Source organism: Rhizobium sp. Root483D2 (genome assembly GCF_001426685.1).
GTDB lineage: Bacteria > Pseudomonadota > Alphaproteobacteria > Rhizobiales > Rhizobiaceae > Pararhizobium > Pararhizobium qamdonense.
In genome coordinates this window covers 1-16,004 of sequence record NZ_LMFB01000003.1, presented here as the reverse complement: position 1 = coordinate 16,004, position 16,004 = coordinate 1, and the positions used below count along the sequence as shown (strand labels likewise).

Sequence of the window (16,004 nt, the reverse complement as noted above, 5' to 3'; positions counted from 1 at the left end):
TTGTCGCGCGTTTGAGGCTGTCCGGGTCTGCGAAGGGCGCTCTCTGAGAGGATCGAGCGCCCTTCGTGTTTACGTGGCCTGAACGGCTTTACAGCGTTCCGCGCCGAAACCTGACCGACGTCGATGAAAAAGCTCCCTATTCATCGCTCAATGCCCCCGAAATTTCCTTACGAAGCTTTTTGATCGCGCGTTTTTTCGCCGGTGTGGTTCCAAACAAATTGAGAACTCGTCCAATCGCCTCATCTGCGTCACTTTGACGACGAGTGCTCTCGTCGATTGCAGCCCTGAAATCCGGCTTCACCTTGGATCGCTTTTCGCTGCTACCGTTTAGGTTTCGTCCGTTTGGGACCCTGATCGACGCCGCGACATGAGTGGGAGGGGCTTTCAGCGCAAACTTCGCGCCTGGTGCCACCATCCTGGAAGCGCCTTGGTTTGATGGATACGGGTCTACGGGCTCTAGCTCGACCTCCGGGATTGTCCTCATCCAGTGTTGTTTCGTGGACGCGGCAATTGGCAACCAAGCCCGCTTCATCAGCTCATCATCGGCATAATAGAAGTTACGAAGGCCGAATATAGGTTGCTGATTGCGCAACTTGATGATGCAGCGTGTCTCGTTCATTGCTCCGAGCTCATCCGGCCGCATGAGGGGGCGCATCGCCGTCCTGTGCGACATGGTTGCCCCCTTGCGATCAAAAAGCGTGACGCCTGTCGAAACCGCCTTATCAACAGTGACCTCTTTCCTCTCACCAAGCAATTGCGAGACATAACGCTGGTCCTCCGGATCCTGGGCTCCGAGGAAGATTTGAGCGCGTGCGGAATTGACCAGCGTTTGTCGACCTTCGCGCGTGTAGACGTTGTCGATCGACCGCAGCGATTGGACGAAGAACCAGCAGGGTATGCCGTAGCCGCCAAGAACGGTCGCGACGGTGAGGGCATTTTCCAGCTTGCCGAGGTTTTGAAACTCATCGAGCAAGACCAGAACGCGACGCTCGCCGCGCGTCATCATGGTGCGCGACATGTAGTCCATGAACTGGACCATCAGCACGTTGAAGATCGGCCCAATGGAGGCAACCTGCTGGATCCGGAAATCCAGGTACAGGCTCATATTCTCGCGCCGCATCGCGCGAATGTCGAAGGTCGAGCGCGCCGTCGCTCGCAAAATGCGGTTGTTCTTGAATGGACGAACGGCTGCGGCAAGCGAGCCGTAAACCCCGTCGAACTGTTTTCCCGCCATCACCGCAAAGCGCGCGATCGTCGTATAGGTAAAAGAACTGATCCACTCGGCCCGAAGCTCGGGGTTGGCAACCTCCTCCAGCCACTCGCGCAGCGGCTGATCACCACCTTCGACGACATTGAGAACCGTTCCGAGATTTTTGTCTTTGTCGGGAATGTCAGGATTTTCCAAAACCCAAGAGGTGACACCGGCAAACAGAGCACGCGCATCGGAAATCCAGTAGGCATCGCCTTTTGGTGTGGGCAAAAGGGCCGTCGCGATCGAATTGATGTCGATGTCGCGCTGATCGGGATCAATGGCGACGAAGTCGAGGGGATTGTAGCATTCGGTGTCGCCGTTCTCGTCGGCCGGCGAGAAGCGCAACACGCGTGAGAAGTTGGAGCGGTAGCCGGCCGTCGCCTCATAGGTTTCGCCGCGCATATCGAGAACGACGATGCTGTCTGGCCAGAGTAGGCAGTTGGGCACGATCAGCGACGCGCCCTTGCCGGAACGCGGTGGTCCGATGACGAAGCCACCGACATCGTCACCATCGATCCACAGCCTCTTGCCGCCGAACAGCTTTGGTTTTGTCAGCCGCCGCTTGCCGGAGCCTCGCTGGATGAAGCCCCCTGAAACCTTGATCAGGCTGCCGCCGATCCTGCCAACGAACACGCCACCGGTGCGCGTCAGACCCAGGGCACGCGCCTCCATTGTGCTGAGAAAGCGCGCATCGGTGGATTTCTTTTTCCCCGTCGCAAGCGTGATCAGCATCGCGGCGCCGGCAACAAAACCCGCGCCGGCTGCGATCGCCGGCCGGTGCCACTCACCGGCATAGAGATCGAGACGTGCAGCCTTGTACGAAGCCAAAAGATCGTCCTGCAGCGATTGAAACATCCATGTCGAATTGTCAAAGGCATAGTAGAGGCCAGCATAGGCAAGCGACGCCACAAACGCAGCCGTTGCTACGGCAATGAGAGCGCCAAACAGCAGGAGGACTGGGTTCATAGCGCATCTACCTTGGTGAACACGATCTCCGAAACCACCCTGCGTCCATCCGGCGTGCGCGCGAGCTGAACGACTATCGGAATAACCTCTTTGAGGTAGTCGATGATCTCTTGTTTTTTCAGGTCCATGCCGCTTTGCATGACCATCAATGCCAGGCGCTCATAGGCCGATCGGCCCGAATTCGCGTGCACTGTAGTCAGCGAGCCGGGATGGCCGGTATTGATCGCCTGTAAGAAGGAGAAGGCTTCTGCCCCGCGAAGTTCGCCAAGCATCAACCGGTCGGGGCGCATACGCAAGGAGGCCTCGAGGAGTTGTTGTTGCGTGACCTTGGCGCGGCCCTGGTCGCCTTTGGAGGCGAGCAGGGCAACCGTGTTCGGTGTGATTGGCTTCAGCTCGCGGGTATCCTCGATTGTGACAATGCGTTCTTCTTCCGGAATTTCCTTCAAAAGAGCATTGAGAAAAGTGGTCTTGCCGGTGGAGGTGCCACCGGAAACGACGATCGAAATGCGCAAACGCACGGCGGTTCGAAGGAAATCCATGGCATCGACGTCGCCTTGCATCATAGCGGCAAGCTCTTCTTCAGCAGCCGACAGGGTAAGTTGGCGCCCGACACGCGTTTGCTCAAAGGCGCCTCGCCGCTGATAGACGTCGAGCCCGATGTCATGAATGACCTGCTTGCGGATGGAGAGGGCGCCGCCCTCTGGTGCTGCCGGCGGTAGCACGCATTGGAAACGCTCCCCGGATGGCAGCGATGCGGACAGGATCGGGTGCTCGTCATTGACGACCTGGTTGGTGGAACCCGCGACCCGCTCGCTCAACGTCCGAATCCATTCGGCCGTGAACTGCGCGTCTTCCACCCGCTCCATGCTGCTGACACCCAGGCGCTCGACGAACAGCTCTCCGGGGCGATTGACCGAGATTTCCGAAACGCGGTCATCCGAGAGAAAGGGCTTTAGCCGTTCAAGGGTTTTCTCGAGAAACGGGAACGCGCTCATTTGTAGACCGGCGCGATCGGATAATAAGGCGTGGGGTCGACATCCCGACGGATCTGCCCACCGCGCTTCAGGCGCATCATCTCCTGGCGGACGGGATCAGCATAAAAATCGGAAAAGTCGAGGTCACGCCTGAGATAGACGATCACCGGCTCGCCCTGAGCAACGTAGATCGTCGGCGGGATTTTCGAGCTCTCCTTGAACGCTTCGTTGGCGATCTCCTGCAACATGGAGGAAGATTTCTCGGCAGCAATGGCACGTGCCTCAGCGGCTGTTTGGCTGGGCTCGGTGGTGATCGTCGTGACAGCACCAGTGATAGGATCAACCGTTGAGATCGAGCGGGCACTGTTGGTCGGGGTCTCGCCGAGGGCGGAAACGTACTCTGCCGCGCCGCCGATCACGGAAAGCATGATCGCCGAGCCAAACCGCTCCCAGAAATGCGTGTCGATCTCGCCGGTCAGGCCAGCGCGACCAAGCCGGTCAGCGCCGGGCGACGCGATTTCGACCGACAGGCCATCGGAGCGCATTACCCGCGACCAGACGACGAAGATCCGCTTCTGGCCGCGCGCCAGCCCGGACTTATACTCCCCGATCAGGCGAGAGCCTTTTGGGATCAGGATGCGTCCACCGTCGAGCGAGCGCACGTCTTCGCGCACAACGGCCCGTACCATGCCGGGAAGGTCAGTATTGATAGCTGTTTCCAAGAAACCGCGGATCATCGTGCCCTGCGCAACGAGGGCGTCGGTGCGGTCAAAGCGGGTCGCCTTGACGATGCCAGCCGTCTGCTTCTCGGATTGAGCCAAGAACGCCTTGTTCGCGTCGGTCTCGGCCCCTGGCACGGTCACGAGCTGGCCATCATCAGCGATGGTCACCGACTGGTCGCTCCCGGCCAAACTCTCACTGTTTGACCCGTCGACAATGATCTGCTCCGAACGCAACCGCTCCCAGCGGGCTTTTTCTTCGTCCTCGCGCCGCTTGGCCTCCAGTTGCGCCAACCGTTCGTCCTCTTCTGCACGCCGGCGTGCCTCTTCCATCCGGCGCCGCTCTTCCTCAGCCAGGCGGCGGGCTTCCTCGATCTGTCTCAGTTTTTCCAGGTCTTCACCTTGGTTGACCGTGACATCGACTGTGGACGCATCAACCGGCTTCTTCTCTTCGACCATGGGGATCTGAACGAGGTTGGGGTCGGCTGCTTGCTTGACCGGTTCGTCGGGGAAATTGCGAATGCTGGTATTCGATGTTTCGAAGGTTTCGGTTGCGCCCTCGTTCAGGCCGGGGTTCTGAGGACCCGTCGGCCAGTTGACGTAGGCGAGCACCCCCGCACCGACGACGAGGAGGAGCGGAAGCGCCAGCTTGCCGAGACGGCCATTGCGGGTGCTGGCGACACTGCTTTTACCATCGAGGTGGTCGAAATCGATCCTGCTCATCGCTGACTGCCCTCCTTGGTGTCAAGGTTCTTCGGACCATAGGCATCCTCAACAAGATCGAAGGACCGGCGGTTGGCCTGCCGGTTATAGAGGCACAGCCATTTGTCGCCGGCGCGTAGCGTGAATTGGGCGGAGATCTTGTCGACCACGACGTATTTGCCTTGGGTGCGCAGGTTGACGAGCGACTCCTGACGCTTGCCTTCGACGACGAAGATCGCCGGGATTTCATCCGGAAACTCCAGATACATATGAGTGCCGTCATCGAAGGCGACGCGCGGCTTCAGGCTCGTGTCACCCCGGAAGACATAGTCGTAGTTAAGACGGCTCGGATCGAGGCCTTTCAGCATCGGGTCCTTGGCGCTATCCTGGGCTGCTGCCAGAAGGCGGGCGTTCACGTCTTCGTCCGGATACTTGAACCGCACCTGGAAAGCGGCTCTTAGATCGGCTGCGGCCGAGCCCTTCAGAAGAAGCGCATAGACCCGCTGGTTGGTGACGATGTTGACGTTGGTCTCGGCGTTTTCGCGCAGTGGTTTGACAAAGAGGATGCTCGACCCCTTCTTCGGCACGATCGACCAGCTGGCCGTGTCGCCAGCCGAGATTGTCTCGATCACCTCAGAGCTTCCCAGCTGGATCATCGTCGATACACCAAGGCCAGCAGGCACAGTGACGACGGCATTATTGTTGAAGGTGATGTAGCGGATACGGGGATCGGCGGCCGCCAAGGGCTTTGCCATTATCAGCAGCGTCAGGGCGGCGAGTATGAGAGGTGATTTCTGCATCAGCGTGCCGCCTTATCAGCCGGCAGAACTTCTGGCAGCGACTCCTGATCGCGCCGATATTCAACGACCTGGAAACCGAGTGGATTGTCGAAACGATATTCGTTCTTCAGCGGCGCAGTCGTATAGCGGAAGCGCACGACCGAGACCCAGTGCTCGCGCCGCAATGTGTTGTCGCGGCGTGTTTCTGTTGAGAAGCGCACGGTCGCCGTCGACGAATTCAGAAATGACACCGACTTGATCGTCACAGAAATGCGAGTTTCGCGGCCAAGCAGCTTATCCCGCGACTGCGGGTTGGATGGCTCGAATTCGTGGCGCAGGTCGACCGAGGCCTGAGCCGTTGAATACAGCTGGGCGAGGTCGTAATTGTCCTTCAGCCCACGCGGATCATAGGTTTCGCGCGCCCTGATGTAGCGGACGATGTTGGCGGTCTTGATCGCATCGTTCTCCGAAAGCTTGCTCTCATCCAGCGAGCGTGCGACCTCAACGAAACCAGTGGTCTTGTCGGCCACCACCACGACGGCCTCGAATTGTTTTAGCGGAACGAGGAGATTGAGGGCCGATAGACTGAGCAGCGTCGAGACGCTCGCGATCGTCGCGACCGTCCAGGCGATTTTTCGCGACCGGCGTTCCTTGCGATAGAGTTCCGCCTCCCACGATGCACCCGCATGCCAATAGGTGCTCAGGTCCAGGTGAGGGGTGTTGGGGTGCTGTTCAGTGTCTGCGTTGGTCATATCTGCTTCCAAATGTACTGCTTTCGCAGTCTGATAAATTATATTTTATTCTGTGGGCATGGAGAGCCCAGGACCGACCTCTCAGCGTGGTTATGAACGTGTTTGTTTGGCCTGAAAATCAGCGTCGCTAGCTCAAAAGCTGCTCTTGTCCCGACGGGATTGCATAAGTTTGAAACTTAGCTGCACCACCGCATCAGCGTTCTCTCGGACGCGGAATTGGAGAAATAGAAGCTCCTGTCGTCCTTCACCTCGATCCGGACCGTATCGCGATCGCCGTCCGCTTTGTCTGCCCCAGCCTCAATCCAGAGGACATCAAGCACGTAGGAAGCGCCGTCCTTTTTGGCCGATGTCACTGTCCCGGTGGTTTTGTTCGCGGCGATACCCTTATCCTCGATGTAGATGAACGCGGCAGCAGCAGCATCGCAGCCGCCATCCGCCGGGGCATATGCTCCAGTCAGTACCGGAACGATCGAGCTCTTTGACTGCGCCATCGCCATGGTGGGAAACAGCATGCCGAACATTAGGAGCGCTGCGAAAGTCTTATTCATCAGGATCTCCATGGCTCAAAAGCCAAACATTCCGGGTAGGCCGTGGAGGTAGCTCGTAACAAAGCCGTAAAGTTCGATGCAATATTCCGCGAACGGTTTGAAGAAAATGACAGCGCCAAGGAACAGCAAGTAGCCGAGGCCACCGCGAGGCTTAGCGGAGCGATCAGCCTCAGCTAATTCTTCGTTGAGGCGGTTCTGCTCATCTATGGCGGCGAAACGCCGACGATCGTCTTGCCAAGGGTGCATAGTATGCTCCTTCCGAATAACTATATTTATCAAACACAGTGGTGGGAGGACACCCTAAAGCTGCCCATTTTTTTCGGTTTCCCTCTGAATCGCTCGAGCCCGGGCTGCTTGCACATCGGTCGATGTTCGGCGACTTCGAAGGCCAGACCGCATAATTCTGGCCCGTCCGCTGACCTGTTGTTCGGCTAGCGCCAGCGATCGCCGCCCTCCAATAAACGCTGTATCACCTTGTCCCAGCATCGTGCCTCCCACGATGGCTGCTGCGAAGGACGGAATAAATCTGAACACCACGATACCGAGGAGGCAAACAATCACAAATGGCGCCACATAGGACAGCTTGCTTTCCGTCGCGGTGTTATTGGCGGTGTTGATGGCGAGCTCAATGAGTTGGTACAGGAAGGCCAGAAACGACATCATCAGCGTCTGCGTCGCCATCAGGTTGACCATGAGCAGCAGCCAGCCATCCGTGAATCTGAAGGTCCAGCGATAGAGCGCCAGAATGATAAAGACGGGCGCCAGCGCCAGCGTGATGAACAGCATCAGCTTTGCAGCGAGGATCGCGGCGGCGGCGACCGCGATGAAAATCATTGCGACGACGAAGACCACGGCGCCAATCAGAGCGCCAACATATTCGAAGGTGCCGGTCGCTACCTGCTCATAGACTTTGCCCGCCGTTTCAAACACCGCATCGAGGATCTTGACGACGCCGGTCGTATCGTCGGTTCCCCCGTCGAGGATCCCGCCTGAACCTGCAATCGACTCGATGATCGTGTCGGAGATGAGGTTCGGCACGGCTTGCACAAGCTGGTAGAGCGTGGCGGAAAAGGCGTCCCAGTTGGTCGCCATGTAATAGATGAAGAAGGCCCGACCAAGCCGCCAAGCCGCCTCAGGCACGGAAAATCCGTCCCGGCCGGCAAGGATCATGTAGCCCCACCAGATGACATAGAGTGTCAGCATCGACCCGAACAGGACGGTGACTTGAAGGGCCAAGCCTTCATAGGCGTTCGAGATAAAGGTCTCGCCGATATTGTCGAGCTTCTCGAAGATGTCGGAAATGATCGTGGTCGCCGCCATCTCGTCATTCCTTCAGGACGAACGTAAACACGTCATTGACCGGCAGTGCCGGCCCACAAAGGTCGTCGGTCGACGCATATCCGGAGATCGGCGGGCAGGGGGCTTTCTTCTCGCCCTTTGTCTGGCAGCCGGCAACGAAGACCAACCCTACCAGCATTGTCATCACGAGCAATCGCATGGGGTCTCACTTGAACGGGTTGATGTCTTTATATTGCAGCATCTTGGCGGTCTCGGATTGCTGCGTCAGTCGCATCTGCATCTCGGTATTGAGTGCGGAGACCGCGCCGTTCGAAACGCCGATCAACTCATTGATGGTACGCGCCGTTTCCAGCTGCATACGGGTATTGGCATCGACCGATCCCTTCACGTCTTCAGCCGAGCCGATTTGGCCAGTCGCCGACTGGAGCGACTGTTCCCGTTTCGAGATCCCTTGCGTCGCCTGCTGCGTCAGTGCCGAGAGCAGCGTGACTGTGTTGACGGCGCCGGAGAAGGCACTGTTCATCGCGCCCGCATCGTCGCCGTCAACGATTGCCTTCACCTGTTTAACGAGCTGAAGGCCGTTGATCAACGTTGCCGCCATATTCTGGGCGTTGGCGTCAAGGCCGCCAAAGGACAGCGTTCCACCGTTCATGATCGATGAAAAGGAGGGTGCGGCGGAGACCGACATATTGCCGCTCAAGCCGGTTGCGGAAATGCCCATCGACCCGTCGCGGCTCCCGGAGAGAGCGCCAAGGATCGCCTTGGTCTTTTCCAGGATGTCGGTATTTGTGTTCATGATTTTGCCAGTGTTTTCGGCATTCTTTCTGGCGATCGTCAGGTTGGCGTTGTCGATGACCGGAACGTCGGCAAACGCCGGCGTTGAAACGGCAAGGACAGCAGCGATAGCAAGTCTCGTTCTCATGATGAAACCTCTTAATCGGCCGCCTCTGCGGCATTTTGGATGGACAGAAGATTGTCGGCGATCGCGCCGTCGGAATTGCCCGACGACGACAGCACCGACGTTTCACCCTCGGCTGCAGCGATGACAGCGCAACGTGGCCAGTCGGCGCGCGGCACCTTCATTTGCTCGAGAATGACGGGATCACAGCTATAGGGATTGACCTTGGGATCGGACTTCATGGCCTTGGCGGTCTCGGAGGTCTTTGACAGCTTCATCTGCAGGCGCGCCTGCAACAGCTCGTTAAAGAGGTTGCGTGCGGTCATCAGGTTGTTCAGCAGCTCGGCGTTGACGGCGCGCGCTTGCGTGTTGTCATCCCAGGCGTCTTGGTAGATTTCCGAAGCGCCGACCGATGACGACAGTGCATCGATCCGTCGGCCCGCCTCCTGAACGCGAGCAGCGCTCCTATCGATACCGGAAACGGCCCTGTCAACGGCGCCAAAGGCAGCACCATTGGCATTGCGCGTGGCCTGAGATCCGTAGTCGACAGTGGACTTGAACGACGGCGAGGCGATCTCCTCGATATTGGAGCCGCCGGCATAGGCGTTGAACCACCCATGGTTCCGACCAACCTTTCCGGCCCAGTTCTTCTGTTCTGCCGCAGTCGAGCCGTTGTACCAGGAGGCGAGGCAGGCATAGTCGGTCGTCCCGCACTTGTTGACACCGAGACCCAAGTATTTGACGCCGCCCTCGATATTTTCTTCGTTGATATCGCGGTCAAAGCCCATGCCCTTGCCGGTGCGTTTCGTCAGCTGCATCACGCCCTTGACACCGGTCGGTGAGCCCGAGCAGGTAGAAATTCCGGACTCCGCATGCGCGACAGACAGCGCCAGGCCGACGGGAACATTGTATTTGTCGGCATAGTGCTTGATCAGCTCGACATTGCTGGTGTCTTCATTCACTGCCTGCGCCGGCGATCGATACAAACGCCGGTTCTTTTCCTTCTGCGAGATGTTGCAGCTGGTGACGGTCTGCTCCTCGAGCTGGTCATTCTGCGTGTCTTTATCGGTAGCCGAATGACCTTCGTCCTCGGAGCGCTTGTCCTTCGCGTCGTTATCGAGCACAGGCACATCCGCCCAGACAGAGGGTGATGGCGCAAGGGCAAGCCCTGCAGAGAGCAAAAGGAGAACTGCTTTATGCATCGCTTGCCTCCGGTATCGTCCAACCGCAGAAGTGCGGAAGCCAGGCGGCCGGCTCCTCGCCATACGTCTCTCGCAAATTCTCGCACTCGCGAACCGTTTCCGGACGCCCGGACAGCACCTTCACCAGGTCGGGCATGGCGGAGAGGTCGAGGCGGGCGATGATCGAGTCCTGCGCATGCTTGACCAGGAAGGTACGGCTTGCCTTGTCTGCCTGCTTGATGAACCGGAACTCCTTCTCCGACAGTCCGAAGGCTGTGCGGTAACTCTCCTCATCGGCCGATGCGTTCGGGAAGAAGATGTAGGTCATCGTCTGCTCGATGATGGTGTTGCGCAGCTCTGAACGCACCACGTCGGACGCAGACTGGGTGCCGAAGCCGACAATGCCATTCATCTTTCGAATGGTTTTTAGCCAGTCCTTGATGAAACCGGAAAACACCTCGTCGTCGAGCAGGCGCCAACCTTCGTCAAGAAAGATCATCGACGGCCGGCCGTCGAGGATTTCCTGAATTCGGTGAAACATATAAAGAAGGGCGGCCGATCGCGTGCGCTTGTCGGAGAGGATTTCTGTCATGTCGAGGCCGATCACCGAGCCTGAGAAATCGAGCTTGTCCTCGGCATTGTTGAACAGCCAGCCCTTGTCGCCGGTCGTCCATTCCTTCAACCGGTCCGCTAGATCGCCAATACCGGATCGCATTCGGCCCTTCAGCGCCTCCGCCAGCATATCAAGCCGACGCTGTGGCCGATCGAAGTCGGTATAGATGCTGTCGACCGCGTCGGAGATCACCGCCATCTCCTCGGCGTGCAGAACCCGGTCCGCCGGCGTGACCAGATAGGAAATCAGCGTCTTGCCGAAACTGCGATTGGCAGGTGTATCGTCAAGTTGCAGGGGCGCAAATCCGGTCGGCTCGCCCGGCGACAGCCGCTCGTAGCGTCCGCCCATGGCACGCACGAATATCTCGCCGCCACGGTCCTTGTCGATGAAGACGCAGCGCGGCCGCGGCTCGACTCGCATCCCTTGCGCAAGCAGGAAGGACAGCGCCACCGTCTTGCCGGAACCGGTTGGGCCGATGACGGTAAAATTGCCGACGTCATCCTCATGAAAATTGAAGAAATAGGCTGTCTGGCTGGTCGTCTCCAGAAGCGAGACGGGTTTGCCCCAATGCACCTTGTGGATCTGGCCGGACGGGAAATTGTGCGCGGAGAACAGACCCGCGAAATTGACAGACGAGATCAACCCTTGTCGGGCAACATAGGCAAAGTTCGCCGGCAATTGTGCCCACCAGGATGCCTCCTGATTAAGATCTTCCCGCACCGCGACGACGCCCATGCGGGCGAGCTCGGCAGTGACGTCGGCAACCGCACGATTGAGACCGGCAGGCTCGCGGGCCAGAACGGCGACCGTCATATGGTGTTTGCCGAAAACCACTTCGCCGGAGGCAAGACGGTCGCGGGCAGTCTCGACATCGTCCTCGACGGCCGTGCCGCCGTCGTCGGAATTGGAAATCTGCCGGCTGATGGTCGCAATCGCTTCGGTAACGGACGTGCGGTCTTCCGGGGCGAAGGAATGGGTGACGATGAACTCGTAGGGGAGACGGAGCAGCCCGTCGAGTTGGCCCGGCGTCGTCATCGGCGGATATTCCTTGATCGACACCATAGCGGCGACTTTGGAGGTGGCGCCGTCGTCTGACCAGATCTCCGTCGCCTTGCGGCCAAAGAGGATACGACCGGTCCCGACATAGTCGGCAAGCGACATACGGGGGAGGGGCATCGACCGCTCGTCGCCAGCGGCAAGGATCTTTGCGAAAAACTCCGCTGGCTCCGAAAAGACGCTACTCTCGCGCGTTACACAGGATAGCAGCTCCGGCCGATAGGTGCGAAAGTCGCCGACGATCCCCGAAACCATATCTTTCAGATCGCGCAGCGCTTCGCCTTTGGCCTCAATCTCATTGTCCGCCATGCGGAAGACGTCGAACACGCGGTCGACTTTGCCGGCACGGCCCGTCATGGGCCGTCGAATGACGGTCAGGTAAAGCTCGTTCACGAACATCGTCCGCTGCTTCAGCCCATCCATGTAGCGGGCGTTCAGCTCATCGGCGAAGGGATTGTCAAATTCCCCGTCGATTTCAGGTACGATCTGGCGACGGATGATCGTTGCATAGAGCGCAAAGCGCGACGACCCGAGCGACCGGACCGTCATATTGCGGTTGGCAAGACGCGCATTGATCTCTGCCTGGTCCATCGTCTGGTAAGGAAGCCCGGAAAGCTTGATGACCTGCAGAAGCATGCCGGTCTTGGTGACGATAGTCTCTTCATCGACATGGCGCAAATAGGGAACATGGGTGCCGATGCCGATTTCGCGGGCGCGTTCGCGTCCGAACTTCAAATCGTGATTGACGATGTTCACGGGCTATAGCTCCCCGCTCTCCAGAACCTCCTGTTGCGGATCGCCCTGCGCATCGACAAGAACACCTGGACCACGCGGACGATGTGGACGTCGCGTTGGCAAAGGTAGAGACCGATGAAATGAATGGGCAGGACGATGAGCGGCGCCAGGAAGCTCGAGGTTGCAATGAAGAGGACGATCCCGAACAGTCCGTTGACGACGAAGACGATGATGTCGACGCCAAAATACATCGGCGGCCGGGTCAACGGCAGGATCAGCGGTTCCACATCGGGAGCGTCCTCGCGCATGTTAAATGCCCGCCGACGACTTCATGGCATCGACGAGTTGGGCGGCGCCGAAGATGATTGCAATGCCGATGACGATGGAAATTGCCCCCTGCCACGCCATGCGGCCGGTTAGAAACAGAAAGCCCAGAAAGCACACGGCGATGATTGCCAAAGATCGCGCGACATTGCCCTGAAGCACGCCGACGAACCATTCGAGGATCCCTTCGACGGGAGCGGCGGACTGCGCATAGGCGAAGTCCGGCGCGAGTGCCAGCCCGGTTGTGAGAAGGGTAAGGCACACCGTCGCCTTGAGACGAGGACGCGATGCGATCGAAAGAGTGGTCATGCGGAAGTCCTTTGAATGTTGAAGGGAAAACTTGAAAAACGGTCGATCTATTCGCCGTTCCAGACGTGTTCATCTCGCCAGGGGGAAGGCGCCAATGCGATCGTCTGTTTGTGAGCATGGTTGTCGCCGCTGCGTCTTTCCTCGGCAGCCAATGCCTTGGTATTCAGCGTCCACCGGTTCATCACCTTGACGACGTATTGGGCGGTTTCGTTAAACTCGGGAACGCCGCCCTTTTGGTAAACCCGCTCCGGACCGGCATTGTAAGCGGCGAGCATCAACAGTGGATCGTCGAATTCGCTATAGAGTTTCTTCAGGTAACGGACGCCGGCGCGAATGTTTGCCTCTGGGTCGCAGCGGTCCGTCACGCCATAGTCGGAAGCGGTGTCCGGCATCAGCTGCATGATCCCGAGCGCGCCCGCGTCGGAGACCTGATGCTTTCCACCGGCACTTTCGACGTCAACCACCGCGAGTGCGAGAGCCGGATCGAGCTGTTCCTCTGTTGCTATTGCTTTGACCATCGAAAGGGTGCTTGCCGTGTCGACTGGCTCGCAGGCGTTGGCCGAATAAGACGCCGAAAAGAGGAGGAGTAGCGCGATCGTCTTCATGGGAAAGTTCCGGTTGCTGCGTCGCAGAATAAAATATAATTAATTCGTCGGGGATTCCCGTGTCAATTCCAAATCGGAGAAATTTCCATGTATCGACAACTCAGGGTCTGCGGCCTGGCGATTTTACCGATGTTGCCCAGTGCGTCTTTCGCGATCGAAATGGGCGAACATCCCTATGAGGAGCCGATGCCATCGTATCTGCGCCAGTTCGCCAAGGAGGGTGGAAAAGTCTTCGTCCTCGAACGATATGATGCCGAGGGCAGACTGGTCGACCGGTCCTTTGAGCGGGTCGGCGGCGAGATCTCCATCGATGGGGCCGTCGAGCGAAGAATTGCCGGGTACGACATTCAGCTACGGGGCCTGAACGGCTGCCCAGCGCAGACGGTGACCTACAACCGGGTGCAGACATGGACGTGTATAGACGCCGTTCGTGAATACGCCGGAGCGATCTACAACAAGCGGGCGCACGTCATCCTCTGCAAGACCCTGATGCTCTCGACTGCGCAAGGCCAGGCTATACCAGCGTCCTGCTTCGTCCTCGTTGGCGGCGACGGCGAGCCCTACCGCACCGCTAATGACGACGACAGCATGGTGTTTCTCGGTCTCGCAGAGATCGGAAAGACGCCGGATGGTCGATCGCGGCGGCCCGATCTTGAGCATGCGCAATCACTTTCAAAAACGATGGAGTTTCAGAATGCGGATTAAGCTGGCCATGCTTTTTGCGTTTATCCTCGGGTCACAAGTTCTCGGGCAAGCGGCGACGATCCCATTTTCCTCGGGTGTCATGTTCGAAACGGGAGATACCTGGAGCCATGAAGGCCGAAAATACAGGCTGTTCGGTGTTCAGTCCTGTATTCGAGGCACGGCATATCGCTCGCCGGAGGGGCAAGAAGACGATTGCGGGCTGCGCTCACTCGCTTCTCTGGCGGCTCTGTTTTCAACCGGCACAGTCGGATGTCAGCCAGTTGGAACCGCAAAGGATGAGGCGACTTTTGTCGTGTGCGCTGCCAACCTCGATGATGCGACGGTCGACGTCGGGACGGCGCTGATATCCTCTGGTGCCGCGTTTGCAGCGACGCTACCTTCAGGCACGCCGGTATCGGCCGCCTACGCGGTGGCAGAGCTAGCTGCAAAGGACAGCCGGAGAGGGCTTTGGGAAGGCTCCTTCGAGCACCCGGCCGATGTGCTGTCAGGCGGGCAATAATCAGAGGTCCGTGAGGTCGATATCAAGGTTTTCTGAAATTGAGACAATCTCCCTGAGCGTTAGGTCTTCCCACTCTCCGGCTTGGAGAAGCTCCAGCCGGTCCTCTCCGACGCCGGTGATCTCAGCAAATTTGTGAGGCTGGGTTCCGCTACGTTCAAATTCTCTCGCGAGGATTCTGACAAGCTGAGGGGCACTCTTAATGGCCATTTGCGGTCATCCTTTCCTTGCAAGGTCATGGCATGTTCGGGGTCGACGGTAATGGTTTGCTCTGTCCATAAGCGCGATAGGGCGGCGGGGGGCGTTTGAGGGTGAGGACAAGGCGGACGCGAATCCGTCACCCCGAATATCGCACAACCTCGACACGAGTGAAAAGCGAAAATCGCGTCAAATGTTTGTTCAACATGAAAACTATAAAAAATCACAGGACTCGCTGAGTTTGCGAACTGCTCGTGGAAGCCCATGCCCGTTTGATAAATGAGCTTCGGGGAGACGGGTGCGTGAAACGCAATGGAATGTGCGTACGTGTGTTTTACCCAATGATTTTCCCGACATCAAAACTGTCTGTGCAAGAAATCTCATACTACAACTACGTGTGTTTCTTGAGAGCATTTTTCAAGGATTTTTGAAATCGGCAGAGATCGTGCTTGCGGTATCGCCACTGCTTGTCGGCAATCTTGGCCGATGAATTTCGACGTCAAGCTGATAAGAAAAAAGGGCCAACGGAAAAACCGCGGCCCATAAAGTTTGAAGGTTAAAAACCTCCAGAGGGGAACAGCTGCTGCGGCGGAACTGGGAGGAAGCCGCCAAGTGCATCAGCTGTGTGCACTATGATGCATTTTTCACCGGAGGGCACCTAGTTTTTGTGCAATGCAGCTATGCGACTAACGCGTTGTTCGTGTTGCCACGGCAGGTGCATGGAAATGGATATGGTTATGGTATAACTGTGGCGGCAGGATTGAAATGTCCGTTTGTGTGCAAAGTTGAAATGTCACTTTGGGCGCATCTGCATCCGTTTAGAAATGCGGCGCTCGGTATGTCCAGGTGTGCTGAGGCAAGCCCCCGACCGGACCGGCTGGGCCGGGTTGCAA

Annotated in this window: 18 protein-coding genes; 2 read left to right on the top strand and 16 right to left on the bottom strand. The window is 58.1% G+C overall.

Translation table 11 applies throughout. The annotated features are described in order from the left end of the window. Positions 1-136: 136 nt before the first annotated feature. The 15 genes from ASD32_RS02280 to ASD32_RS02215 all read right to left on the bottom strand — a co-directional run bounded on the left by ASD32_RS02280 (position 137) and on the right by ASD32_RS02215 (position 13,712). The gene (locus ASD32_RS02280) at positions 137-2,161 is read right to left on the bottom strand and encodes a type IV secretory system conjugative DNA transfer family protein (RefSeq protein ID WP_162252626.1); all 2,025 of its coding nucleotides are present in this window, start codon (positions 2,159-2,161) and stop codon (positions 137-139) included. Positions 2,162-2,214: 53 nt separating this feature from the next. Continuing rightward, on the bottom strand, positions 2,215-3,213 hold the full coding sequence (gene virB11 / locus ASD32_RS02275) for a P-type DNA transfer ATPase VirB11 (RefSeq protein WP_060636291.1): 999 nt from the start codon (positions 3,211-3,213) through the stop codon (positions 2,215-2,217). Beyond that, on the bottom strand, positions 3,210-4,634 hold the full coding sequence (gene virB10, locus ASD32_RS02270; RefSeq protein WP_060636290.1) for a type IV secretion system protein VirB10: 1,425 nt from the start codon (positions 4,632-4,634) through the stop codon (positions 3,210-3,212). Before virB10 ends, virB11 begins: the two co-directional genes overlap by 4 nt. Beyond that, complete coding sequence (locus tag ASD32_RS02265) at positions 4,631-5,413, bottom strand: TrbG/VirB9 family P-type conjugative transfer protein (RefSeq protein ID WP_060636289.1); 783 nt, start codon at positions 5,411-5,413, stop codon at positions 4,631-4,633. Before ASD32_RS02265 ends, virB10 begins: the two co-directional genes overlap by 4 nt. Further along, complete coding sequence (locus ASD32_RS02260) at positions 5,413-6,144, bottom strand: VirB8/TrbF family protein (RefSeq protein WP_060636288.1); 732 nt, start codon at positions 6,142-6,144, stop codon at positions 5,413-5,415. Before ASD32_RS02260 ends, ASD32_RS02265 begins: the two co-directional genes overlap by 1 nt. 176 nt (positions 6,145-6,320) lie before the next feature. Continuing rightward, complete coding sequence (locus ASD32_RS02255) at positions 6,321-6,692, bottom strand: hypothetical protein (RefSeq protein WP_156383018.1); 372 nt, start codon at positions 6,690-6,692, stop codon at positions 6,321-6,323. Positions 6,693-6,707: 15 nt separating this feature from the next. Continuing rightward, entirely contained in the window at positions 6,708-6,938 is a 231-nt protein-coding gene (locus ASD32_RS02250) for a hypothetical protein (RefSeq protein WP_060636286.1), read from the bottom strand. Between the two features lie 54 nt (positions 6,939-6,992). Beyond that, complete coding sequence (locus tag ASD32_RS02245; RefSeq protein ID WP_060636285.1) at positions 6,993-8,012, bottom strand: type IV secretion system protein; 1,020 nt, start codon at positions 8,010-8,012, stop codon at positions 6,993-6,995. A gap of 4 nt (positions 8,013-8,016) precedes the next feature. Then, the gene (locus ASD32_RS29355) at positions 8,017-8,190 is read right to left on the bottom strand and encodes a hypothetical protein (protein ID WP_156383017.1); all 174 of its coding nucleotides are present in this window, start codon (positions 8,188-8,190) and stop codon (positions 8,017-8,019) included. A 6-nt stretch (positions 8,191-8,196) separates the two neighbouring features. After that, positions 8,197-8,913 carry a type IV secretion system protein gene (locus tag ASD32_RS02240; protein WP_060636284.1) on the bottom strand — a complete coding sequence of 239 codons (717 nt, stop codon included), beginning with the start codon at positions 8,911-8,913 and terminating at the stop codon, positions 8,197-8,199. Between the two features lie 11 nt (positions 8,914-8,924). Further along, positions 8,925-10,091 (bottom strand): lytic transglycosylase domain-containing protein, encoded by a 1,167-nt coding sequence (locus tag ASD32_RS02235; RefSeq protein WP_060636283.1) that lies wholly within the window; start codon positions 10,089-10,091, stop codon positions 8,925-8,927. Next, on the bottom strand, positions 10,084-12,495 hold the full coding sequence (locus ASD32_RS02230) for a VirB4 family type IV secretion/conjugal transfer ATPase (protein ID WP_060636282.1): 2,412 nt from the start codon (positions 12,493-12,495) through the stop codon (positions 10,084-10,086). Before ASD32_RS02230 ends, ASD32_RS02235 begins: the two co-directional genes overlap by 8 nt. Beyond that, complete coding sequence (locus ASD32_RS02225) at positions 12,492-12,782, bottom strand: VirB3 family type IV secretion system protein (protein ID WP_046612380.1); 291 nt, start codon at positions 12,780-12,782, stop codon at positions 12,492-12,494. Before ASD32_RS02225 ends, ASD32_RS02230 begins: the two co-directional genes overlap by 4 nt. Position 12,783: 1 nt before the next feature. Beyond that, on the bottom strand, positions 12,784-13,107 hold the full coding sequence (locus ASD32_RS02220; protein ID WP_060636281.1) for a TrbC/VirB2 family protein: 324 nt from the start codon (positions 13,105-13,107) through the stop codon (positions 12,784-12,786). Positions 13,108-13,154: 47 nt separating this feature from the next. Further along, a complete protein-coding gene (locus ASD32_RS02215; RefSeq protein WP_060636280.1) occupies positions 13,155-13,712 on the bottom strand; it encodes a lytic transglycosylase domain-containing protein in 558 nt (185 codons plus the stop codon). Positions 13,713-13,799: 87 nt separating this feature from the next. On the opposite strand from ASD32_RS02215, the gene ASD32_RS02210 reads away from it, so the two are divergent. Then, positions 13,800-14,417: a hypothetical protein gene (locus tag ASD32_RS02210; RefSeq protein ID WP_060636279.1), complete on the top strand. Its 618-nt coding sequence runs from the start codon at positions 13,800-13,802 to the stop codon at positions 14,415-14,417. Further along, on the top strand, positions 14,407-14,916 hold the full coding sequence (locus ASD32_RS02205) for a hypothetical protein (RefSeq protein ID WP_060636278.1): 510 nt from the start codon (positions 14,407-14,409) through the stop codon (positions 14,914-14,916). The genes ASD32_RS02210 and ASD32_RS02205 overlap by 11 nt, the downstream gene beginning before the upstream one ends. On the opposite strand, the gene ASD32_RS02200 is transcribed toward ASD32_RS02205, so the two are convergent. After that, positions 14,917-15,123 carry a hypothetical protein gene (locus ASD32_RS02200; RefSeq protein ID WP_060636277.1) on the bottom strand — a complete coding sequence of 69 codons (207 nt, stop codon included), beginning with the start codon at positions 15,121-15,123 and terminating at the stop codon, positions 14,917-14,919. Positions 15,124-16,004: the final 881 nt, after the last annotated feature.